General features: G+C 67.9%; 21 protein-coding genes and 1 tRNA gene. 5 read left to right on the top strand and 17 right to left on the bottom strand.

All coding sequences use genetic code 11. The features are described from left to right. Both IEY14_RS22930 and IEY14_RS22925 read right to left on the bottom strand, forming a co-directional pair. Positions 1 to 777 (bottom strand): HAMP domain-containing protein (locus tag IEY14_RS22930; RefSeq protein WP_188912686.1); only part of this gene is annotated, 777 nt, incomplete at its 3' end. A 135-nt stretch (positions 778 to 912) separates the two neighbouring features. Continuing rightward, positions 913 to 4,095 (bottom strand): PAS domain S-box protein, encoded by a 3,183-nt coding sequence (locus IEY14_RS22925; RefSeq protein WP_188912684.1) that lies wholly within the window; start codon positions 4,093 to 4,095, stop codon positions 913 to 915. Positions 4,096 to 4,316: 221 nt separating this feature from the next. Here IEY14_RS22925 and IEY14_RS22920 point away from each other — a divergent pair, with 221 nt between their 5' ends. After that, on the top strand, positions 4,317 to 4,946 hold the full coding sequence (locus IEY14_RS22920; RefSeq protein WP_188912682.1) for an NUDIX hydrolase: 630 nt from the start codon (positions 4,317 to 4,319) through the stop codon (positions 4,944 to 4,946). 3 nt (positions 4,947 to 4,949) lie between these two features. Here the strand turns inward: IEY14_RS22920 and IEY14_RS22915 are convergent, their stop codons facing one another. The 4 genes from IEY14_RS22915 to IEY14_RS22900 form a co-directional block, all read right to left on the bottom strand. Continuing rightward, positions 4,950 to 5,675: a ribonuclease H family protein gene (locus tag IEY14_RS22915; RefSeq protein WP_210318553.1), complete on the bottom strand. Its 726-nt coding sequence runs from the start codon at positions 5,673 to 5,675 to the stop codon at positions 4,950 to 4,952. A 100-nt stretch (positions 5,676 to 5,775) separates the two neighbouring features. After that, on the bottom strand, positions 5,776 to 7,155 hold the full coding sequence (locus IEY14_RS22910; RefSeq protein ID WP_188912680.1) for a hypothetical protein: 1,380 nt from the start codon (positions 7,153 to 7,155) through the stop codon (positions 5,776 to 5,778). Between the two features lie 123 nt (positions 7,156 to 7,278). After that, positions 7,279 to 7,839, bottom strand: a complete 561-nt coding sequence (locus IEY14_RS22905) for a GNAT family N-acetyltransferase (protein ID WP_188912677.1) — start codon at positions 7,837 to 7,839, stop codon at positions 7,279 to 7,281. Between the two features lie 21 nt (positions 7,840 to 7,860). Then, on the bottom strand, positions 7,861 to 10,218 hold the full coding sequence (locus tag IEY14_RS22900) for an Orn/Lys/Arg family decarboxylase (RefSeq protein WP_188912675.1): 2,358 nt from the start codon (positions 10,216 to 10,218) through the stop codon (positions 7,861 to 7,863). Between the two features lie 201 nt (positions 10,219 to 10,419). Here IEY14_RS22900 and IEY14_RS22895 point away from each other — a divergent pair, with 201 nt between their 5' ends. Then, complete coding sequence (locus IEY14_RS22895; protein WP_188912674.1) at positions 10,420 to 11,010, top strand: NADPH-dependent FMN reductase; 591 nt, start codon at positions 10,420 to 10,422, stop codon at positions 11,008 to 11,010. Between the two features lie 60 nt (positions 11,011 to 11,070). Then, a complete protein-coding gene (locus IEY14_RS22890; RefSeq protein ID WP_188912672.1) occupies positions 11,071 to 11,262 on the top strand; it encodes a helix-turn-helix domain-containing protein in 192 nt (63 codons plus the stop codon). 22 nt (positions 11,263 to 11,284) lie between these two features. On the opposite strand, the gene IEY14_RS22885 is transcribed toward IEY14_RS22890, so the two are convergent. Together IEY14_RS22885 and IEY14_RS22880 are read right to left on the bottom strand one after the other, a co-directional pair. Further along, complete coding sequence (locus tag IEY14_RS22885; protein ID WP_188912670.1) at positions 11,285 to 11,596, bottom strand: hypothetical protein; 312 nt, start codon at positions 11,594 to 11,596, stop codon at positions 11,285 to 11,287. Between the two features lie 99 nt (positions 11,597 to 11,695). Then, positions 11,696 to 12,241 carry a TetR/AcrR family transcriptional regulator gene (locus tag IEY14_RS22880; protein ID WP_188912668.1) on the bottom strand — a complete coding sequence of 182 codons (546 nt, stop codon included), beginning with the start codon at positions 12,239 to 12,241 and terminating at the stop codon, positions 11,696 to 11,698. Positions 12,242 to 12,325: 84 nt separating this feature from the next. Between IEY14_RS22880 and IEY14_RS22875 the strand changes: the two genes are divergently transcribed. Beyond that, positions 12,326 to 12,643, top strand: coding sequence for a DMT family transporter (locus IEY14_RS22875; RefSeq protein ID WP_188912666.1), 318 nt, complete (start codon positions 12,326 to 12,328; stop codon positions 12,641 to 12,643). Positions 12,644 to 12,665: 22 nt separating this feature from the next. On the opposite strand, the gene IEY14_RS22870 is transcribed toward IEY14_RS22875, so the two are convergent. Then, positions 12,666 to 13,091, bottom strand: coding sequence for a hypothetical protein (locus IEY14_RS22870; protein WP_188912664.1), 426 nt, complete (start codon positions 13,089 to 13,091; stop codon positions 12,666 to 12,668). A gap of 269 nt (positions 13,092 to 13,360) precedes the next feature. Next, entirely contained in the window at positions 13,361 to 14,290 is a 930-nt protein-coding gene (locus IEY14_RS22865; RefSeq protein ID WP_188912663.1) for an AEC family transporter, read from the bottom strand. Positions 14,291 to 14,477: 187 nt separating this feature from the next. On the opposite strand from IEY14_RS22865, the gene IEY14_RS22860 reads away from it, so the two are divergent. Beyond that, positions 14,478 to 14,554 (top strand) — tRNA-Arg (locus IEY14_RS22860). Positions 14,555 to 14,653: 99 nt separating this feature from the next. Here IEY14_RS22860 and IEY14_RS22855 read toward each other — a convergent pair. The 7 genes from IEY14_RS22855 to IEY14_RS22825 form a co-directional block, all read right to left on the bottom strand. After that, positions 14,654 to 15,073, bottom strand: a complete 420-nt coding sequence (locus IEY14_RS22855; protein WP_244639640.1) for an RES family NAD+ phosphorylase — start codon at positions 15,071 to 15,073, stop codon at positions 14,654 to 14,656. A gap of 19 nt (positions 15,074 to 15,092) precedes the next feature. Next, complete coding sequence (eutB, locus tag IEY14_RS22850; RefSeq protein ID WP_373289039.1) at positions 15,093 to 15,317, bottom strand: ethanolamine ammonia-lyase subunit EutB; 225 nt, start codon at positions 15,315 to 15,317, stop codon at positions 15,093 to 15,095. A 61-nt stretch (positions 15,318 to 15,378) separates the two neighbouring features. After that, positions 15,379 to 16,173, bottom strand: a complete 795-nt coding sequence (locus IEY14_RS22845; RefSeq protein ID WP_188912662.1) for an ABC transporter permease — start codon at positions 16,171 to 16,173, stop codon at positions 15,379 to 15,381. 11 nt (positions 16,174 to 16,184) lie between these two features. Further along, positions 16,185 to 17,066: an ABC transporter permease gene (locus IEY14_RS22840; RefSeq protein ID WP_188912661.1), complete on the bottom strand. Its 882-nt coding sequence runs from the start codon at positions 17,064 to 17,066 to the stop codon at positions 16,185 to 16,187. Then, a complete protein-coding gene (locus IEY14_RS22835; RefSeq protein WP_188912660.1) occupies positions 17,063 to 18,151 on the bottom strand; it encodes an ABC transporter ATP-binding protein in 1,089 nt (362 codons plus the stop codon). Before IEY14_RS22835 ends, IEY14_RS22840 begins: the two co-directional genes overlap by 4 nt. 85 nt (positions 18,152 to 18,236) lie before the next feature. Continuing rightward, entirely contained in the window at positions 18,237 to 19,277 is a 1,041-nt protein-coding gene (locus tag IEY14_RS22830; RefSeq protein ID WP_188912659.1) for an ABC transporter substrate-binding protein, read from the bottom strand. Between the two features lie 71 nt (positions 19,278 to 19,348). Continuing rightward, entirely contained in the window at positions 19,349 to 20,014 is a 666-nt protein-coding gene (locus IEY14_RS22825; RefSeq protein WP_188912658.1) for an RraA family protein, read from the bottom strand. Between the last annotated feature and the right edge of the window lie 13 nt (positions 20,015 to 20,027).

Here is a 20,027-nt window from a genome sequence, read left to right as displayed (position 1 = left end):
CAGGCGACGCTTCTCCAGACCCGCCTCCTTGAACACCTGAACCGCCGAAGCCATCGCCCCGATCTCGTCGCGCCGACCCAACGCCGGAACCTCCACGCCGAGATCGCCCGAGGACAGACGGCGCATCACGCCGGTGATCGCGACGACCGGTCGGGCGACGCCGCGCGTCAGCAGCCAGCCCATCACGACCGCCACCGCCGTGCCGAGCGCACACGCGAGGAGCATGGTGGAGATGGAGGCCTCGTCGGCCTCGGCCGCGCTCGCGGCATCGGCGGCGATCAGTGCCTGCTGGTTGCTCAACGCCTCGTCGAGAAGGTCATAGGCCCGCGTCAGCGGAAACTGCTTCGGCAGGGCCAGCGCCTCCGCCCGCGTGGCGGGGTCCTTGCCGAGCGTCACCATCCGGTCGCCCGCCGTGTTCCACCAGGTCTCGACGAAGCTCCGCGCTTCGGCGACCTTCGCTTCCTGCGTCGGGGAGTCAGCGAACCGGGCGAAGGCCTCGGCCGCCTTCTGGAAGTTCTGCTTGGCATCGCCATAGGTCTTGAGAAAGCGCTCCTCGCCGGTGAGGAGATTGTTTCCGATGGCGTTCTGCAGGCGATAGAGCGAGGCGCGCATGCGCTCGGCCTGGAGCGAGGCCTCGAAATTGGCCGCGCGCGACTGGTTGGCCTCGGCGGCATGCCGGATGCTCGCATAGAGAATCCCGTTGGCCAGCGTCGTGACGAGAAGGACGGCCACGAAGGCGGCAATCAGTTTTCCCGTGATCTTCAGATGGGCGAGCATGGCGGCATCATTTCGTGGCGGAGCGGGTTCCTGGCCCGCACGATGCCGGCACGAGCTTAAGATAAGCCTATCGCCGCAAGGACTTGGCGCGGCCGGCCGGCATCGCGCCGCATCGGTGCCGGCGTGCCGAGAACCTCAGGCCTCGGGCGCCTGCTCCTGGAGCTCGCAGAGCGGCGCGACGATGCGGCAGCGCAGGCCGGCGGGATCGTAGTCGAGAACGGCGGCGCTGCCCGGCGCGGTGGACAGGCCGATCTCGATGAGGCGCGTGCCGAAGCTGCGGCGCTCCGGCGGCGCGACCGGCGGTCCGCCGGTCTCGCGCCATTCGATGACGAGCATCGGCTCGCCGCCCTCGCCCTCCTCCAGCACCGACCAGCCGACGAGGACGCGCCCCTCGGGCAGCGACAGGGCGCCGTATTTCGCCGCGTTGGTGGAAAGTTCATGGCAGACGAGGGACAGCGTCATCGCCGCCTTCGGCCCCAGCGCGATCGCCGGCCCCTCCACCTCGATGCGCCCGCCCTCCTCGTGCAGCGAGGTCGAGGTCCGCACGATCTCGCCGATCGAGGCCGCGTCGCGCCGCCCGGTGAGCAGGATGTCATGCGCCTTGGACAGGGTCAGGATGCGGTCCATCAGCACCTTGCGCGCCGTCGGAATGTCGGTCGCCGTGCGCAGCGTCTGCATCACGATCGCCGAGACGAGGGCCAGCGTGTTCTTCAGGCGATGCGCCAGCTCGGCGCTGAGGATGGCGCGCTGGTCCTCCTGCTGCTTGCGCGCGGTGATGTCGGTGAAGAGGATCGCCACCTGCCGCTCCTCCGACGCGCCGACCCGGTGCGCCTGGACCTCGAACCAGCGCCCGCCTAGGCTTTCCGCCCCGTTCTCGAAGCGCAGCGGCTCGCCGGTCAGCGCGACATGGCCGTAGAGGTCGAACCAGTGCCGCTCCAGCAGTGGCGCGAATTCGCTGACCCACTTGCCGATCGTGCCGTAGAGGCCGGTATGGCGCTCATAGGCCTCGTTGCCTTCCATGATGCGATAGTCGATCGCCTGCCCGTCCGCGTCGAACTTCATCTCGACGATGCAGATGCCGACATCGACATTCTCGACCAGCGCCCGGTAGCGGTCCTCGGTCTGGCGCAGGCGCCGCGCCGCCAGGATGCGCTCGGTGATGTCCACCCCTTCGACGAAGATGCCGGTGACCGTGCCCTCGCCGTCCCGGATCGGCTGGTAGACGAAGTCGAGATGGCGCGGCACGACCGGCCCCTCGGGCGAGACCTGCACGCCATAGCGCACATTCGTCGCATGATAGGCGACGCCCGTGCGGTAGACCTCGTCGAGAATGTCGACGAAGCCCTGGGCGGCGGCGTCCGGCAGGGCTTGCGCCACGGTGCGCCCGATGAGATCGCGTCCGCCGACGATCTTGGTATAGCTTGGATTGACCCGCTCGAACCGGTGCTCCGGCCCGCGCAGCAGCGCCATGAACGAGGGCGCCTGGGCGAAGATCGCGGCCAGCTGCTCGCGCTCGTCGTTCAGCGCCTTGCGATCGAGAACCTGGCTGGTGATGTCGCGCGCGATGCCGGCGAAGCGCAAGGGGCGCCCCGCCGCGTCATGCGTGAACTCGCCCTTGCGGGCGATCCAGCGGATCTCGCCGGTATCGGCGCGGCGGATGCGGTATTCGACGTCGCGCGGCGCGCCGCCGTCGCGCCGGGTCGAGTTGTTCGACACGAGTTCCTGGTCCTCGGCCACGACCAGGGCCTCGAAATCCTCCGCCGGGCGGACCTCCTGGTGGTCGTAGCCGAAGAGGCGGGAGAATTGCGGCGTCGCGGTGAGCAGGCCAGTCGCGACCTCGACGGTGAAGAGGCCGACGCCGACTGCCTCCTGCGCCTGTTGCAGGCGCTTTTCCAGATCCTCGAGCTGGCGGCCGGCCAGATGCTGTTCCGTCCGGTCGCGGACGATCTTGATGAAGCCGAGATGCTCGCCGCTCTCGCCGCGCAGCGGCATCATGTTGCCGCTCGCATAGAAGCGGCTGCCGTCCTCGCGCATGTGCCAGCGCTCGTCGGTCGCCTGGCCGTCGACCAGCGACCGGCTCATCTCCGTGCCGGCGCGATCGCCCGCCCGGTCCTCCGGCGTGAAGAAGCGCGAAGCGTCGCCGCCGCGCATGTCGGCGGCCGTCCAGCCGAAGATGCGCTCCGCCCCCATGTTCCATTCGGTGATCCGGCCGGCGGGATCGGTGACGATGACGGCGAATTCGGTGACGCTCTCGAAGGTCTGGCGATAGCGCGCCTCGGCGTCGCGCAGCGCGCGGTGCGAGACGGCCTCGGCGGCGTCGCCGCAGGCGGAGGCGACGAGGCTCGCCAGCATCCGCGCCATCGCGACGTCGCGGGCGGCGAAGGCCTGCGGGCGGCCGGAACAGACTTTCAGGACGCCGATCGGCACGCCGCGCCGCGTGACCGGCACGACGACCAGCGAGCGGATGCCGAAGCTCTCGGACAAAGCCGGGTCGACGGCGGGATCGGCGGCGGTGTCGGCGCAGGCGATCGGCCGGCCCTCCAGCAGCGCGCGGCCGGACAGCGAGCGGCCGATCGGCAGGTGCAGGCCCCGATGCGGCGCGAGGGCGCCGGAGGCGGCGACGAAGACGAGATCCTCGCCCTCCCGCAATTCGATCGCCGCGCCGTCCGCCGCCCCGATGGCGCCGAGCGCGCCGTCGGCGATCGCCCGGAACACGGTGTCGAGATCGGTCTCGGCGCCCGCCACCGCCTGCTGCGTGGCGATCATCGCGTCGAGCCGCGCGGCCTCGGCGCGGGCGGCCCGGCGATCCGCCTCCAGCGCCTCGAGCGCGCGCCGGAGATCGAGCTGCGCCATGACCTGGGCGGCCAGCGCCGCAAGCCCCGTCCGCTGCGCCTCGTCCAGCCCTTCCGGCCGCGGCCGGTGGTCGAGGACGCAGAGCGTGCCGAGCGTCCGGCCGTCCCTGGCGTTCAGCGGCATGCCGGCATAGAAGCGCAGGAACGGCTCGCCGGTGACGAGCGGGTTGGCCGCCGTCCGGGGATCGCGCGTCAGATCGCCGATTTCGAGAATGTCGGTGCGCCCAAGGGCATGGCGGCAGACCGAGCGGTCGAGATCGGTCTGCGCCGGTTCGAAGCCGACCCGTGCCTTGAACCATTGCCGGTCGCGATCGACAAGGCTGACCAGCGCGACCGGCGCGGCGCAGACCTGCCGCGCCAGCGCGACGATGTCGTCGAAACCCGGCTCCGGCGGGGTATCGAGAACGCCATAGCTCGCGAGAGTTGCAAGGCGCGCCGCTTCGGCCGAAGGGTGATCCCCTGTCATCGCACCTGCACTCGCTCTCCGCCCCCTTTCGGCCCCCTGTCCCAAGGCCGTTCCCTCGCTCCTTACGCCATCCCCGCCACACGCGGAAGGCGCCGCCGAGGGAAACAATTCCTTGTCGGCAAACCCATGGCGCCCGCCGCGCCTCCACCCTCCCATGGCCATGTCCCGTGATTGCGCCTAGAGGCGACGAGGGCATGGGAGCCCGATCGGAGGAGAAGAGCATGAGCGAGCCGGACTGGCTGACCTTGGCGCGGGAGCTTCAGGCGATCGCGCAGACGGGTCTCGCCTTCACGCGGGACGTCTACGACCGCGAGCGCTACGAACGGCTGCGCGGCCTCGCCTCCGGCCTGACGGGCCGGCTGTCCGAATGGCCCGCCGCGCTGATCGAGGATCTCTTCGTCGGCGAGAGCGGCTATGCGACGCCAAAGGTGGACGTGCGGGGCGCGGCCTTCGATGGCGAGGGGCGCATCCTCCTGGTGCGGGAGATCGCCGACGAGGGCCGCTGGACGCTGCCGGGCGGCTGGGCCGACGTCAATCTCTCGCCGGCCGAGAATGTCGTGAAGGAGATGCGGGAGGAAAGCGGCTACGAGGTGGCGGCGCGCAAGCTCGCCGCCGTCTGGGACCGGACGAGACAGAACCATCCGCCGAAGGTCTTTTCCTGCTGCAAGGTCTTCTTCATCTGCGATCTCGTCGGCGGCGCGCCGGCGACCAGCATCGAGACATCGGAGATCGGCTGGTTCCGGGAGGACGCCCTGCCGGAGGACCTGTCTCTCGCCCGGGTCCTGCCCGGCCAGCTGCGCCGCATGTTCGAGCATCGGCGCGATCCGGCGCTGCCCACCGATTTCGACTGAGGCTCAGCCGGGACGGGAGGACGGGTTTCTCCTGAGGCCCGCCTTTCGCAAGGTCCAGCGGCGGCCGAGCGCGGCGAGCGCGTCGGCCCGCTCGTTGCCCGGCGTGTCGGCATGGCCGCGCGTCCAGCCGATCTCCACGGGGCGGGTGGCGAGCAGCGCGCCGAGCTCTTCCCAGAGATCGGCATGGGCGAGCGCGCCCCGCCCTTCCCGCGTCCAACGCGCCTTGCGCCAGCCCCGGCGCCATTCCTCCGCGCCACGGGCGACATATTGGCTGTCGGTCCAGAGCAGCGCCGGACGATCTGGCTCCAGCCAGCGCAGCGCCTCGATGACGGCGCGCAATTCCATGCGGTTGTTGGTCGTCGCCGCCTCGCCGCCGCAGGCGGCATGGAGTTCCGCGCCCTCCCGATAGACGGCGAGGCCCCAGCCGCCCGCCATCGCCTCGCAACTGCCGTCGGTGAAGATCTGGAGGGCGTCCGGCGGCGGCGCGGCGGGAGCGGCGGGGGGCGCGCCGAGCAGCGGGTTCATCGGCACGGCGAAGTCCGACGCCGCCGGCACGAAGCCCTCCGGATAGGGGCAGGCCGCCGGCACGCCGGCGCGCACGAGCTTGCGCCGCCAGCCGGCGCGCGGCGGACAGCGGACGCCCCAGGAGCGCAGGCGCGCATAGGAGAACCCGCCGGTCGGCGACTTACCGGCCTCGATTTCCGCCTCGGTGATCGGGCGATGCTTCATGACGCATCCCTTCGCCGAGGACCGGGCCGAAGTCCAGTCGCGGGACTGCGGCCGCCATGTCCCGCGCCTGTCCGACCGACCCGCCTTGGGGTCTCCGTTATCAGACGAGCAGCAGATCGTGGGCGGCGAAATGCACGTTTTCCGCAGTGAGACTCGCCGCGGCGATCCCCTTCAACAGGATCGTGTCGGCACCGAAGCTGATCAGCGTGCCCGAGCCGGTCTGTGTCACATGGCTTTGGAGCGATGCGAAGCTCGAAGCCAAGTCTTCATCGAAGACCAGGACATCGCGCTGCGCCTCGAAGCCTATGACCTTGTCCTTGCCAAAGCCGGCTCCAAAGACGAAATGGTCCGATCCGCCATTGAAGGCCACCAGCGTATCGGCGACGCCGGCATGGGACGCCAGGACGACACCCGCTGCCTTGGCCGTCTGGACATGGCTGCCATCGGCGGCCGTCTGGTCGATCCACTGCTTCGCATTGTCCACGCCGTAATGGGTTCGCGTCGTCGTCGATGCCGTGTTCGCTGCTCCGGCATAGGAGAATTCGAAGACGTCGCGCTCGCCCGACAGATCGCCGGCGATCTTCACGCTCTCCCGGCCCGCTTTGTCATATGAATGCACTTCGCTCGACCCGTCCGCCTTCACCAACTGAGTGAAGGCGAGTGTACCATCGGCGTAGTGCCTCTCCGCCGATAGGATATGTCCCTTGGCATCGTAGACGGCATGCTGACTTGCATAGGGCTTGTTGGCGATGGCGTAGTCCGTTTCCTCTCTCACGCCGTCATGCCGATAGGTCTTATGGCTCAAAGCGCCCTTCGCATCGTAAGCGAGAGCCGTGATGGCCCCGGAGGCGACATCGACCGTCGTGGCCTTCGTCAATTGTCCGGCTTTGTCGTAGACGTCGGTGTGCCGCTCCTTCAGATCGGCGGTTGCGACGGTCAGCGTATAGTTGCCGACGATCTTTCCCAGGACATCCGCATAGGCCACGCGTGTCCGATCGAGTTCCGCCTTGCTGCCGAAAGTCAGATTCGCCGAACCCGTGAACAGAATGGCGCCAAGCTGGGTATTGCCGGCATAGTGGGCAAGATGCGCCTTGATGCCGCTGCCCGTGCCCATTGCCACCAGGACATCATTCGACACGAATTCTTCCGACTCGCCGGTCAAGGCGACGAAGTCGAGCTCCTCGAACGATTTACCCAGACCGAGCTGAAATCCCTGGAGGACCCCGTCATAATGACCGGTGGCATCGGCGGTCACGGTCTTCCATGCGTAATCGGCTCCCGTCGCGGAAGCCTCGAGCAGAAGACCCACGCTTTGACCAGGCAGCGCCGTGCCCGCGAGATGGAACTCGCCATCGAATTTCCCGCTGAGCGAAGCGCTCCTTAGAACGAGCGTCGGGATATTGGGAGGAGAACCCATCATAAATCCGCCGCTGATCGCTCCGCTATCAGAAGTTTGGGTCATGGTCTGCGATTGATCCATCGAACTTCGGAAGGCCCCAAGCCTTCGAGCATAATCACATAGCCAGCAAAACACCATCATGAGATGTGTTCAGCGAGCCGCTTCGCCGGCCTGTGGGCTGGCGTCGACTCTTCTCTGGAGTTTCTACCGCAGGAAAGGCGCCGGCGGCGGCGGCGGGGTGGTGGCGCCGGGGCCGAGCGAGCGCTGCACCATCACGCTGTCGGCCCAGCGGCCGTAGCGATAGGCGACCGCCGGCAAGAGGCCGACGCGCTGGAAGCCGAAGCGCTCGTGCAGTGCCAGCGAGGCGGCGTTGTCGGCGTCGATATAGCCGATCATCTGGCGGAAGCCGGCGGCGGCGCAGGCATCGATCAGGCCGCGCATCAGCCGGCCGCCGATGCCGCGCCCGACATGGTCGTGATGGACATAGATCGAATGCTTGACGGCGTGGCGATAGGCCGGCCGCTTGCGGAAGAGCACCGCATAGGCATAGCCGACCACGACGCCGTCGCGCACCGCGACGATATGGGGAAAGCGGCGGTCCTTCAGGTTCTTGCGCCGGTCGCGCAGATCGTCCGGCTCCGCCGAATCGCCCTCCTCCAGCCCGGCCTCGACGCCCCGGTGGATATGCCGGCGATAGATCGCCAGCATCGCCTCCACGTCACCGTCGCGCGAGGGGCGGATGGTGACGCTCTTCTCCTGTTCCATCAATCGATCCAGCTTTCCGGCCTATTCCGCGACGACATAGGTGTGGAGCCGCACGCGGCCCGATTCGTCCGTCTCACGATACACGCCCTGGATCTCGACCTCGAAGCCGGGGAAGGCGTTGAAGCAGTTCTCGAACATCTTGAGATAGTCGATCATCGGCTTCGCCCGCTCGCCGAGCCGCTCGCCCGGAACGATGGTCGCGATGCCCGGCGGATAGACGACGAAGGGGGTCGTCGCGATCCGCCCGGCCAGCGCGTCGAGCGGCAGGTAGTCGACATCGTTGCGCACCAGGGCGCGCGCCGCGTCATGCGGCGACAGGGCGATGTCCGGCAGATGCGCGGCGGAGAACTGCTGGCCCTGGAGCGCGCTGACATTCGCCTCGCGGAAGAAGCGGTGCATCGCGGCGCAGAGATCGCGCAGGCGCACGCCGGCATAGCGGCCGGGCCGCCGCCGGGCGAATTCCGGGATCGCCTCCTCCAGAAGGGCGTTGTCGTCATGCAGCTTCTTGAAGGCGACGAGGCCGGAGATCAGCGTGCCGGCCTTCGAGGCCTCGACACCCGGCGTCAGGAGGAAGAGCAGCGAGTTGAGGTCGTTCTTCTCCGCCACGATCCGGTTTTCGCGCAGATATTGCGCGACGATCGGCGCCGGAATGCCGTGGTCGGAATAGCTGCCGCTCGCCCCGTCGAAGCCGGGGGTCAACAGCACCAGCTTGTTCGGATCGGTCATCGCGAAACCCTCCGCCATGCCGGCGAAGCCGTGCCAGGCGGCGCCGGGCGACAGGCGCCAGAAGGCCGGATCGGTGGCGAGAAGGTCGGTGGAGACGCTTTCCCAGGGCACCTCGTGCAGGGCGCCGGGGCTCGCGACATCCGGGATGCCGACGCGGTCCGGCACGAAGGGCTCGAAGAACCAGCGCCGCTCCGGCCGCTGCTCCTTCTCCTCGAACTCGCGGCGCACGGCGCGGATCTTCTTGCGCAACTCGATGCCGAGCCGGATCGTGTCGTCCCAGAGCACCTCGCCGGACCGGCCTTTCATCATCTGCGCCCCGACATCGAGCGAGGCGAAGAGCGGATAAAAGGGCGAGGTCGAGGCATGCTGCATGAAGCTCTCGTTGAAGCGGCGATGCTCCACCCGCCGCTTCTGGCCCTTGATGTGCCGGTCCTTGATGTGGATCTGCGAGGCCTGGGAGAAGCTCGCCAGCTGCTTGTGGGTGGATTGCGTCGCGATGATGCCCGGCGCGTCGGGTCCGAGATCGGCGAGCCCCATGGCGAAGCGCCCGGCATAGAGCGGATGGAACTTCATGAAGCCGGCCCAGGCCTCGTCGAAGAGGATATAGTCGCAGAGAGGGCCGATCGTCTTCAGGATCATCTCGGCGCTGTGGATCGTGCCGTCATAGGTGCACTGTTCCACCACGGCGACGCGGAAGGGGCGCGGCTTCTTCCAGGCTTCCGGGTCCTTGACCAGCGGATGGGTGCGGATGCGCTCGCGCAGCGCCGCCTCGTCCAGCGCGGCGAAGTCCATCGGGCCGATCAGGCCATAGGCGTTGCGCGCCGTCGGCACGTAGACCGGGATGCCGCCGGAGATCAGCAGTGCGCCGTGATGGGCCGCCTTGTGATTGTTGCGGTCGAAGAGGACGAGATCGCCGTCCGTGACGAGCGCGGCGAGCGCCACCTTGTTGGAGGTCGAGGTGCCGTTGAGCACGAAATAGGTCTTCTCGGCGCCGAAGATCTTCGCCGCCTCCTTCTGCGCCGCCAGCGCCGGGCCCTCATGCGTCAGGAGATCGCCGAGATCGAGCACCGAATTGTCGAGATCGTCGCGGAACACGGCCTCGCCGAGATGTTCCATGAAGACTCGGCCGATCGGCGAGCGGCTGTAGAACACGCCGCCATTGTGGCCGGGGCAGGTCCAGAGCTGGTTGCCCTCCTCGGCATAGTCGACCAGCGCGCCGAAGAAGGGCGTCTTCAGCGTCTCGGCATATTGCTTCAGGCGGCTGATGAGGTTCTTGGCGATGAAGGCCGGCGTTTCCTCCGACAGGAAGACATAGCCGTCGATGAAGTCGAGCACCTCCACCGGCACGTCCTCGAAGCGCTTGCGGCGGATGAGGAGGATGATCGGGAAATCCAGCCCGCGCCGGCGCATGAGGTTGATCAGCGCGGCGGTCTTGCCCTCCAGCCCCTTCTTGCCCCAGTCGACCATCATGCAGCCGATGGCGGCATCGGTCTGCACGGAGATCGCCGCATCCTCCAGATTGCGCGCCCGCACCACCTCGAAGCCGGAGCGCTCGATCTCCTCGACAATCTGGTTGTAGCGCGCGCCTTCGAGATCGTCCGCGTCGAAGGAGGGCGTCGCGAACAGAAAGGTGAAGCGTCTGAAGTAGTCCATGGGGCACCCGTTCCAAGCTCGCGCGGACTTGTCGTCGGCTTTCATGACAATCAGACGACAATGCGCGGGGAAAGCGGACATGGGCCGGGAATCGCAAGGGCGCGACGCGCGACGCGGCCTCGCCGTGACAGGCGGCCGGCCTAGAATCGGCTTCAGCACGGGTCCCGCGCCGAGATCCGGCCGGGCGGCGGAGGCATGGCGATGGGCGACAGAATCCTGATCCTCTACGGCTCCTATCGCGCCGACCGGCAGGGCATCCGGCTCGCCGACTATCTCGTCCGCGCCTTCGCCGCGCGCGGTGCGAGCCCGGAGCTTATCGACGCCAAGGCGCTGGATCTCCCGATGCTCGACCGGATGTACAAGGAATATCCGAAGGGCGGGGCCCCGGCCGCGCTGGAGGATCTGGCGGAGAAGATCCGGGCCGCCGACGCCTTCATCTTCGTCGCCGGCGAGTACAACTGGGGCGTCCAGCCGGGCCTGAAGAATCTCACCGACCATTTCCTGGAGGAATGGTTCTGGCGCCCCGCCGCCATCGCCAGCTATTCCGCCGGCCGCTTCGCCGGGGTGCGCGCCGCCCAGGCCTGGCACGGCACGCTCTCGGAAATGGGCATGGTCGTCATTTCCAGCGCGCTCGCGGTCGGCGGCATCGACCAGGCCTTCGACGCGGCTTCGGAGCCCGTGGGCGAGAGCGGCGCGGCGCTCCAGCGCGCCTTTCCCCGCTTCGCCGACGATCTCGCCTGGTGGACGGAGGCGGCCCGGACCCAGCGCGCCCGGACGAAGCCGCCCTACTGAGGTGCCGGGCGACATCCTGCGCCATGGGCATTGGCGCGGTTTTCCGCTATCGGCGCCGCCATGCCTCTCGCCGACAACCTCTTGCGCCTGCGCGTCACCGATGGAAAGACGATCGAGGAGATCGCCGACGGCGCGAAACTGCCACCGGCCCTCGTCGCCTCGATCGAAGAGGGCCGGCGGTCGGTGCCCGTAAAGGCGCTGAAGGCGCTCGCCGCCTATTTCGGCGTCAGCGTGGAGACGCTGACGCGCTGACGGCCGCGCCGGAACCCATGCGTCAGCCGGAAATCTTCCGCTCCGCATAGGTGCCGAGTTCGGCCGGCAATTCCACTTCGGCCGGCTTGACGACGCGCAGCGGATAGCCGCCCAAAGCCGCGAATTCGGCCGCCTCCTTCAGGATGTCGGCGAGCCGGCCCTCGCGGGAGCCGGGATAGTCGGGCGCCGCCGCCCCGCCCTTCGACGCGACGCTCGGCGCCTCGATCGACACCCTGCCGGAAAGGCCGTCGGTGCCCGGCGCCACGGCCACGAGCACGTAATGCGACGTCTCCTCGCCGGTCGGGGGAAAATAGAGCGCATCGGTCGCGGACATCGGCACCTCCTCGCGGCCCTCCGGCGGCAGGCTTGCCCGGACACGGCTCGAAAGGAGAACGGCGAAGCGGAAGGCGCGTTCCGGCCCGCGGCGCGCCGCTCAGGCGGGATCGTCCAGCAGCGCGCGGATATCGGCGAAGATCTCGCGCCATTCCCGCGAATCGATCGGCAGGAGACCGAGGAACCGCAGATGGAAGGCGCCCTCGCCCGCCAGAAAGGCGAGACGCGCCCGCCGCCCCTCCTCCGTATCGGGATCGAGCCCGGCAAGGCGGGCGGCGTACCAGGTCCGCATGCCGGCCACCTGCTCCGGCGTCTGGAGCAGCGTGGCGAGGAGGCTCGCCACTCGCGTCTGCGCCAGACGGTCGTAATGTTCCGTCGTCTCGACATGGGCCCGGAGGCGCCGGCGCGGCGAGGGATCGGGGCCGGCGAGGGCGGCGAACCGGCTGTCGTCCTCCGCCATCCAGCGCTCCAGCATCGCGGCGATCAGCATCTCCTTGGTGCCGAAGCAGGATTGCACGCCGCCCTTGGTGATGCCGGCGGCCTCGGCCACCGCGCCGATCGTCAGGGCGCCGGCGCCGTGCTCGGCGACGATGCCTTCGGCGATGTCGAGCACGCGATCCCGGTCGATGCTCCTGCGACGTCCCATGGCCGGCCCCTTTATTTCAATACGATCGTATTTATATAGGGTCGCGGCGGGTTGTCACCCGCAGCGAGGCGCGAGGCGATCGTCATGAGCTGGTTCTATCTGATCCTGGCGGGATTGTTCGAGATCGGCTGGCCGGTCGGGCTGAAGATGGCCCAGGTGCCGGCGACGCGCCTTGGCGGCACCGCGCTGGCGATCCTCTTCATGGCGGTCAGCGGCGCGCTGCTCTGGCTGGCGCAGCGGCAGATCCCGATCGGCACGGCCTATGCGGTCTGGACCGGCATCGGCGCGGCCGGTACGTTCTTCGTCGGCGTCCTCGTCTATGGCGACCCGACCTCGCTCGCCCGCTATGCCGGCGTCGCGCTGATCGTCGCGGGCGTCGTCACGCTAAAGCTCGCGCATTGACGCGGCGCGCGGGCCTCGCGGCTCAGGGGCGCCCGACCGCCGGCGCGGGCGAGGCCGGCCCCTCGTCGGCCGCGTTGCCCTCCTGCAGCGCGGAGCGGGTGTCCTGGATGTCGATCACCGGCACATGGATCGACGGCGGCAGGATCACCTTGCCGCCCCGGATCTTGTAGGCATCGGTGAGATCCTGCTGCTTGATGATCGTCCCGGTGACGATCGGGTCCTTCTCCGGCTCGTAGGGCGGCGCCGTCTCGTCGGAGAGCGCGGCGGTGGCGCCCGGGTTCGCGGCCATGGGCGCGGGCGCCGCGCGCTTCTGCGCGGGAGCCGGCGCAGGCGTCGCGACCGGGGCCGGAAGGGCCGTCGCGGTCGTCAGCGGGTCCAGGGGCTCGGCGACGATTCCTCTCGCCGCGAGGCCGCCCGGCGCATAGCCGACATCCTGCCGGAGCGGCATTGCGTCTTCCGGCGGCGCGCCGAGGCATCCGGGAAGAACAAGAATGGCAGAAAGCCACACGGCTCGCAGGGTCATTGGAAGTCGCCGCCACATTCCAAAAGGATGACGCTTGGATAGGACCGATCGAACACCTTTGCCTATTGCCGATGGGCCACACTGATCTCGGCGAAATCGTTTCACGACCATCGACGGCGACGGCTCCGCTTCGATTACTTTGGGCATAAGTGCCGGTTCACGATGGGAAAATGGCCGATCCCTCCGGGCCGGACTCAAACGACGACGAGCGCCAGCCAAAGCGAGACGGTGAGCGCGGCAAGCACCGTCGACAGCGACACGGCGGCCGAGGCGACGCCCGCGCCGACGCCCTCGCGGGCCGCCAGGAGATAGGCGTTGACGCCGGCCGGACAGCTGGCGAAGAGCACGCAGACCGCCGACCAGGCCGGCGGCATCGCGAAGATATGTCGCGCCAGGACATAGACCACCGCAGGGTGGACGACGAGCTTCAGGACGCTGATGAGGCCGGCGGCCGCCCATTCGCCGCCGATGCCGTGGCGGGCCAGCGCCAGCCCCATGCCGATCAGGGCGCAGGGCGCGGCGGAGGCGGCGATCGGATCGACCAGATGGTCGAAGGGCCCGCTCGTATCGAGCCCGAGCGCCCGCAGCCCGAGGCCGAGATAGATGCCGATCAGGATCGGATGGGTGGCGAGCATGCGCAGGATGCGCCGCTGCGCATGGGCGAGCCCCGCCTCGCCCGCCCCTTCGAGAAGCAGCGTCGCGACGACCGTCATCACCGGCAGATGGATCGCGAGGAGCAGCGCGAGGGGCGTCGCGGCATCGGGGCCGACGGCGCCAAGGATCAGCGGCACGCCGACCATCGCCGTATTGGCCTGGCCCGCCGCGAAGCCGAAGATCACCGCCTCGCGCCGGCCGCGCCGGAACAGCTTTGCGGCGGACAGGCTCGCCAGCGACCAGGAAACGGCGACGCCCGAGAAATAGGCGATCCAATAGGTCCAAGGCTGGGCGTCGGGCATCTGCGAATGCAGAATCGTCCGCATCAGGAGACAGGGGATCGCCAGCGTGTAGACATAGGCCGACAACCCGTCGGCGACGCCCTCGTCGAAGAGGCGCAGCCGGGCGGCGGCATAGCCGACGAGAAGCAGGCCGAAGGTCGGCGCGGTGATCGACAGGACGTGCAGCAAGGGGCGTTTCCGGATCCGCCCCTCCCTTGCGCGATCGGCCGCGCCGCGGCAATGGGCCACACACGATCGCGGCCTCTTTCCGCCGAAGCCGACGCCGATCGAAGAAGCATTCTTGCCGCGCCGCGCGCGATGGGCTAGGAAGCGAATGCGAGCCCTAGGGTTCGCACCGGTCCCGTCACGGACCCGGGCACCCGTAGCTCAGCTGGATAGAGTGCTGCCCTCCGAAGGCAGAGGTCACAGGTTCGAATCCTGTCGGGTGCGCCAAAACTTTGCAGCAAGAATAGAGACTTAGCTGATTTATCAACGAGGCGGATCGTCCGTCCCTCGCCAGCTTCAACTAAACTGCAACCAATTGGGTGGAAATCACGGCGTTCTCGAGCGTGTTCGGGCGCGCTGGGGAGTACCGCTTTGATCGCCATGCCGCTCATGACTCAGCCTAGATGCGGTAGACGGCGCCGCTGCCGACCTCGCGGTAGAAATCGACCCGCGCACCATCCCAGTGATAGTCGACGTGTCGCCCCTGAACGGGGTTCGCTGCAGATCGGAGTAGAACAGCGCGACGCACTCGCCGCCCGGCTGGCGGCAGCTCGGATAGGCAATGCCGTCCGACCCCGCAGCCCGCAGGTCGGCCGCCAGCGCTTGGCTCTCCGTGTAGCTGTCCGGCCTCAGCGCCTCTCCGAACAGCGCTTCGTCACCACGCAGATCGTGCGCCTCGAGCTTCACGTCGAACATGATCTCGCGGAACTGTGACGTCCAGCCCTCCGGTTCGGCGGTGCGGGCCATGAAGCGCTCGTGCCGACCGTCATGCCGCCGATCGGCGCAAAGGCGGCTTCGCCATCGTATCGAGGATCAGTCTCGTGATCTCGTCGCTCTCACGGGGGATCAACGCCGCCGAAAGGAACATGCGCAGCGGGAGGTCCGCGAGGCAGAACCGCGTCATCGTCCGCTCCACCGCCGTGTCGCCGGCGAGCCTGGCAAGAACGTCGCCCGAGCAGGCCGGGCTCGCCTTCGCCATGACAGATCTCAGGTCAGCAAAGACGCAGGCATGCCCGCCGATAACGCGCCGATAAGCCGCTGGCGCAGGCGCTCTATTTCACGAAGGCCTTCGTCAGCCCGACCGAGCGGTCCACGACGATCACCACCGCCAGCGTCAGCACGATCAGAAGCACCGAGATCGAGGCGACCAGCGGGTCGGCATGGGCGTCCACATGCTGGTACATCGCCACGGGCAAGGTGGTGATACGCGGCCCCGTCAGGAACAGCGATATCACCGCCTCGTCGAAGGATACGAGGAAGGCGAGCGCGGCGGTCGCGACGATGCCTGGCATCATCAGAGGCAGCGTCACGCGTCGGACGACCATGAGCGGCGAGGCGCCGAGCGTCGATGCCGCCTCCTCGGTGACGATGCGCAATCCCGACAGCGAGGTCGTGAGCACCCGGAGGGCGTAGGGCAGCACGATGACGAGATGGGCGATGGTCAGCCCCGCGAACGTTCCGAGCAGCCCGTTGCCGGCGAAGACGATGAGTATGGCCAGACCGAGAACGATGGTGGGGAGGAGGAGCGGCGCGGTGAAGATCGCCAGGAGCGTATCCGCTCCCAGAATCCTCGACCGCACGAGCGCATAGGAGGCCGGGAGGGCGATCAGCAGCGACAGAGCCGTGACGATCAGGGCCAGGAGCGTACTCGTGCCCAGCGCTTCGAGCATGCGGCCGTTCGAGAAGAAGGCCGCATACCATTTGAAGCTCCAGCCGGACGGCGGGAAGCTCATATAGTTGTCGGCCGAGAAGGAGATCGGCACGACGAGAAGCACCGGCGCCAGGAGGAACACGAACATCAGGACGGCGGCGATCTTCAGAGCCGGGGAAATCGGGCGGTCTTCCATCCTGTTTCCTCTCAGGCGATGGCGCGGAGAAGGCGCGAATAAAGAACGAGCGCCGCGCCGAAGATCACGAGAACGATCATCGACAAGGTCGCGGCAAGCGGCCAGTTCAGCGTCACGATCGCCTGGTCGTAGATTTCCGTGGCGAGCAGGAAGACACGTCCCCCGCCGAGAAGCTTCGGCGTGATGAAGGAACTCACCGCCAGGACGAAGCAGAGAAGGCATCCCAGAGCCACGCCCGGCATGGTCAGAGGAACGACCACCCGCCAGAAGACCTTCCAGGGTGGGGCGCCGAGCGTCTCGGCCGCTTCCTCGACGCGCGGATCGAGGCGGCCGAAGCCGGCCAGGAGCGCCAGGATCATGTAGGGCATCAGGATTTCGGTCAGGCCGATCACGACGCCGATCTTGTTGAACAGCAATCGGACGCCCGCCTCGAAGCCCAGGACGTGGAGCAGATTGTTGATCAGCCCGTCATCGGCCAGGATCGCGATCCAACCATAGGTGCGCACCACGGCCGATGTCAGGAGCGGCGAGACGACGAGCACGAGGAGGACGGTCTTCCAACGCCCTCGCGCACGGTGAAGGTAGAGCGCGATCGGATAGGAGGCGACGAGCGCCAACACCGTGATCATGAGGCTCGTCGTGACGCTCTGCCAGATCAGGTCGAGATAGAAGCTGTCCGCGAGCGTGCCGGCCCAGTTGGCGGTCGTGTAGGCTTCGCCGAGACCGCCGCCCGGAAGCGCCTCCTGGAAGGACAGGCGAAGGAGGTTGAGGACGGGCAGCATGAAGGCGAAGCCGTTCACGATGGCGATCGGCCCCAGGAGCGCGATGGCGAGTCCGGGCGCCGCGATCCTGGGCTTTCCCGAGCCTCGGGCAGCGACGGCCAGCGCGGTCATCGGGCGGCCTCGAAGACGAGAGTATCGCCGATCTGCCAGGACAGATCGACGGGCGTGCCGTTGTCCAGCGGCGGCTCGATCGATCGCGTCACGCGCTCGATCCTGAAGACCTGCCCTTCGGCGGCGACGTCATATTGCAGGAGATCGCCCGAATAGGAGGACGAGCGGATCGTTCCCGTGATCCGGTTCGACGCCGCGCCCTCGCCCGCCCCTCCCTGCCCGGTGACTGACATTTGGATGCGATGCGGACGGATCATGATGTCGACGGGGCCGGCATGGCGGCCTGGCATCGCCAGGCGCATCCCGCCGATGTCCACGCTTTCGCCGGTGGCGGTTCCGCTCAGTCGGTTCGTGCGGCCGACGAAGGACGCGACGAAGGGCGTGGCCGGGCGCTCGTAGAGCTCGAAAGGCGTGCCGAGCTGCTCCAGGCGCCCGCCGTTCATGACCGCGACCTTGTCGCACATAGAGAGAGCCTCGACCTGATCGTGGGTCACGAAGATGGAGGTGATCGCGAGCCGCTTCTGGATGTCGCGGATCTCGGCGCGCATCTCGTCGCGCAGCTTGGCGTCGAGATTGGACAGGGGCTCGTCGAAGAGAAGGATCGAGGGCTGGATCACGAGCGCGCGCGCCAGAGCGACGCGCTGCTGCTGACCACCCGAAAGCTGCGCGGGGCGACGGTCCTCGCGGCCGGAGAGTTGAACCAGAGCGATCGCCTCGCGCGCCCGCCTTTCGGCCTCGGCTGCCGACACCTTGCGCATCTCCAGCCCGAACATGACGTTCTTGAGGACGGTCATGTGGGGGAAGAGCGCGTAGCTCTGAAAGACCAGACCGATGTCGCGGCGATAGGGCGGCACGTTCGTCACGTCGCGTCCGCCGATGGCGATCGTGCCCGACGTTGCCTGCGACAGGCCCGCGATCATTCGCAGCGAGGTGGACTTGCCGCATCCGGAGGGGCCGAGAAAGGCGACGAGCTCGCCCTTTGCGACGTCGAGGTCGAGATGATCGACGGCGGTCAGGCCTTCGAAGCGTTTCGTCAGGCCACGGAGGGACAGATGGCCCCGGGGATTCGCGACATCGGTCTGCATGAAGATCACCTGTTCTCTCGAGATCGGTTGCCTCAGCGCGCGTGCCGTCCGATCGAGGTTTCCCCGCTCGGACGGCATCGTCGCGTCAGCGGCTCAGCGGGATCACCTGCCGGCGCCACTGCTCGGTGATGCGGTCGCGAACGGCCGCGAGGGCGACCCAATCGAGAGGGATCATCGCGTCCATCGACTTGACGACCGTGCGGTCGATCACGCCTGGAGCGATGTCGGCGTTGCGGTTGGTCGGAGCGTAATACATCGCCTCGGTGAAGGACTTCTGGGCTTCCGGGCTGAGAGCGTAGTCGATGAACCTGCGCGCCGCTCCCGCATTGGGAGCGTTTTTGACGAGGTTGATCGTGTTGATCTGCAACACGCTGCCTTCGGCCGGAAGGGTCACGGCGAGACGGCCGCCGGATGTCTCGGCATTGACCTGCGAGCGGGCATTCCAGCCGACGCCGAGCGAGACCTGGCCGTTCGCCACCGTGGGATAGATCTCCGGCTTGGGCTCCCAGGTCTGGATGTTCGGAGCGATCTCCTTCATCGCCGCGATGCCTCGATCGACGTTGGCGATCGGGTCCGTGCCGCCGGCGGCATGATCGAGGACCACCGTCAGGCCGATGCCGACGAGATCGGGCGCGGCCAGCATGGCGACCTTGCCCTTGTAGGCGGGATCCCTCAACGCGCCCCAGGAGGAGGGCGGGGTCGGCACCGCCTGCGTGTCGGAGAGAAGAACGAGATTGTCGAAGGTGAGACCGACACCGGCGACATTCTCGAAGCGGGCATTGGGATAAAGATCGGCGACGTGGGGTGACACGCCTTCGTCCACGCGGTCGAACAGGCCTTCGTCCGTTCCCGTCTTGGCGACCGACATGTCCATGATGGTCATGTCGGCCTGCGGCGCCGCTTTCTGGGCGCGAAGCGTGCCGAGCATCTGCGCCGAGCCCTGGAGCGGGAAATACTCGACGGCGATGTCCGGATTGGCCGTCATGAAGGGCTCGATGACGGCCTTGGTGTAGCGCTCCTGGAACAGGCCGCCATAGGCGACGAGCGTAACCCGCTCCTGGGCGAGAGCGGGAACGGCGGTGCCGGCCATCATGGCCAGGGCCGCGAGAAGTCCGAATGTTCTCATTCCATGAGTCTCCAGCGGATGCCCGTCGGGCATCGGTTCGGCATGACGATGCGAGACCGGACGCGTCCTGGTCAGGCGACCTTTCTGGCGTGGACGAGCGCGTTCGCGCCCGAGATGTCCGGCAGTTTCTCGCCGGCGCGCAGCCGTTCCAGCAGCACGATCTCGTCCTCCTGCATCCGGATCGCGCGTTCGGCGACGGCCCGGGCCTCTCCGGGGCGAAGCGCCACCACGCCGCTCTCGTCGCACAGGACCGCGTCGCCGGGATGGATCGTCTGGCCGCCGACGCTGATCGGGACGTTCAGCGCGCCTTCGAGCCCCAGAATCTTGGTGGTGATCGGCGAAGGTCCTCGGCACCACATCGGCATGTCCACCTTCGCGAACTCCGAGAAGTCCGTCGCGGGGCCGTCGATCACGCCCGCCTTCACGCCGGCCAGTTTCATCGCGTTGGTGATGACGCCGCCCCAGCAGGCGTGGCGGACGTCGCCGCAGCGATCGACCAGGACGATGTCGCCGGGCCGGACGAGCTGGGTCAGGTAGTGGAGCAGGGTCGAGTCGGCATTGGGAATGCGCAGCGTCACCGCCGTGCCGGCCACTCGCTTGTTCGGCAACACCGAACGGATCGAGGGATCGACGAAGCCGGAATGGAGCACATGGCCGATCGTGGCGACTTCGACGCGCTCGAGAAGGGCGACGAGATCCGCATCGATCTGCGCGGGCATGGGCTGAATGTGGAACATGACGGCGATCCGC

Source organism: Aureimonas endophytica (genome assembly GCF_014642635.1).
GTDB lineage: Bacteria > Pseudomonadota > Alphaproteobacteria > Rhizobiales > Rhizobiaceae > Plantimonas > Plantimonas endophytica.
Note: the sequence above shows the minus strand (reverse complement) of the source record. Positions and strands in the feature narration are given on the sequence as shown.

Excerpts from the sequence above, each read along its gene's own strand:
- IEY14_RS22910 (WP_188912680.1), bottom strand. The coding sequence starts at position 7,155 with ATGGATCAATCGCAGACCATGACCCAAACTTCTGATAGCGGAGCGATC.
- IEY14_RS22840 (WP_188912661.1), bottom strand. The coding sequence starts at position 17,066 with ATGACCGCGCTGGCCGTCGCTGCCCGAGGCTCGGGAAAGCCCAGGATC.
- IEY14_RS22920 (WP_188912682.1), top strand. The coding sequence starts at position 4,317 with ATGAGCGAGCCGGACTGGCTGACCTTGGCGCGGGAGCTTCAGGCGATC.
- IEY14_RS22875 (WP_188912666.1), top strand. The coding sequence starts at position 12,326 with ATGAGCTGGTTCTATCTGATCCTGGCGGGATTGTTCGAGATCGGCTGG.
- IEY14_RS22890 (WP_188912672.1), top strand. The coding sequence starts at position 11,071 with ATGCCTCTCGCCGACAACCTCTTGCGCCTGCGCGTCACCGATGGAAAG.
- IEY14_RS22905 (WP_188912677.1), bottom strand. The coding sequence starts at position 7,839 with ATGGAACAGGAGAAGAGCGTCACCATCCGCCCCTCGCGCGACGGTGAC.
- IEY14_RS22825 (WP_188912658.1), bottom strand. The coding sequence starts at position 20,014 with ATGTTCCACATTCAGCCCATGCCCGCGCAGATCGATGCGGATCTCGTC.
- IEY14_RS22915 (WP_210318553.1), bottom strand. The coding sequence starts at position 5,675 with ATGAAGCATCGCCCGATCACCGAGGCGGAAATCGAGGCCGGTAAGTCG.
- IEY14_RS22925 (WP_188912684.1), bottom strand. The coding sequence starts at position 4,095 with ATGACAGGGGATCACCCTTCGGCCGAAGCGGCGCGCCTTGCAACTCTC.
- IEY14_RS22870 (WP_188912664.1), bottom strand. The coding sequence starts at position 13,091 with ATGCCGCTCCGGCAGGATGTCGGCTATGCGCCGGGCGGCCTCGCGGCG.
- IEY14_RS22895 (WP_188912674.1), top strand. The coding sequence starts at position 10,420 with ATGGGCGACAGAATCCTGATCCTCTACGGCTCCTATCGCGCCGACCGG.
- IEY14_RS22845 (WP_188912662.1), bottom strand. The coding sequence starts at position 16,173 with ATGGAAGACCGCCCGATTTCCCCGGCTCTGAAGATCGCCGCCGTCCTG.
- IEY14_RS22835 (WP_188912660.1), bottom strand. The coding sequence starts at position 18,151 with ATGCAGACCGATGTCGCGAATCCCCGGGGCCATCTGTCCCTCCGTGGC.
- IEY14_RS22880 (WP_188912668.1), bottom strand. The coding sequence starts at position 12,241 with ATGGGACGTCGCAGGAGCATCGACCGGGATCGCGTGCTCGACATCGCC.
- IEY14_RS22885 (WP_188912670.1), bottom strand. The coding sequence starts at position 11,596 with ATGTCCGCGACCGATGCGCTCTATTTTCCCCCGACCGGCGAGGAGACG.
- IEY14_RS22855 (WP_244639640.1), bottom strand. The coding sequence starts at position 15,073 with ATGGCCCGCACCGCCGAACCGGAGGGCTGGACGTCACAGTTCCGCGAG.
- IEY14_RS22830 (WP_188912659.1), bottom strand. The coding sequence starts at position 19,277 with ATGAGAACATTCGGACTTCTCGCGGCCCTGGCCATGATGGCCGGCACC.
- IEY14_RS22900 (WP_188912675.1), bottom strand. The coding sequence starts at position 10,218 with ATGGACTACTTCAGACGCTTCACCTTTCTGTTCGCGACGCCCTCCTTC.